A 572-nucleotide genomic window follows, 5' to 3' on the forward strand; every position below is an offset into this window, starting at 1 on the left:
GCCCTGTCCTGGAACGTGCGGATGATGCTCCGCCACAACCCCGAAGGCACCACCGCCGGCATCGGGGACGGGGGTCTGTTCGGGGATGGGGGTCTGCTGGAGAAGGTGGGTCTCGCCCGCGCCCAGATCGGCGCCGCACGGGTGGAGCCGAACCGGGTCACCGCCCCCATCGCACTGGAGCCGGGGGAGCAGACCAACGACGACGTGGCCAAGGCCCTGGCCCGGATTGCGTCCGCGCTGGATCTGCCTACCTCCGCCGTCCGCTACACCCCCGACCCGGGATCGGCCCGCCGCGGGGACCTGGTCATCGTCCCCGAGGACATGCTCGCCGAGGTCGTGGAGTGGGAAGGCCCGTCGAACCTGGGTGGGTCGATCGCTGAGCCGCTGGTCATCGGACGCTACGACGACGGCGCGCCGCTGCTGCTGTGGCTGCCCGGCGACCCGGACGCCGGCCGCAACTCCACCCACGTCCTCATCGCCGGCGGCACCGGCTCCGGCAAGGGCGACACCGCGCTGAACGTACTGACGGAGATCCTCTCCCGCAAGGACGTCATCGTCGCGTTCTCCGACCC

At 71.7% G+C, this 572-nt stretch carries 1 pseudogene; it reads left to right on the forward strand.

From position 1 onward, the window contains the following. Positions 1 to 572 (forward strand): annotated as a pseudogene (locus GPJ59_RS36820) (plasmid transfer protein TraB); the annotation flags it as partial.

It is taken from the genome of Streptomyces bambusae (assembly GCF_019400985.1).
In the GTDB taxonomy this organism is placed as follows: domain Bacteria; phylum Actinomycetota; class Actinomycetes; order Streptomycetales; family Streptomycetaceae; genus Streptomyces; species Streptomyces bambusae_A.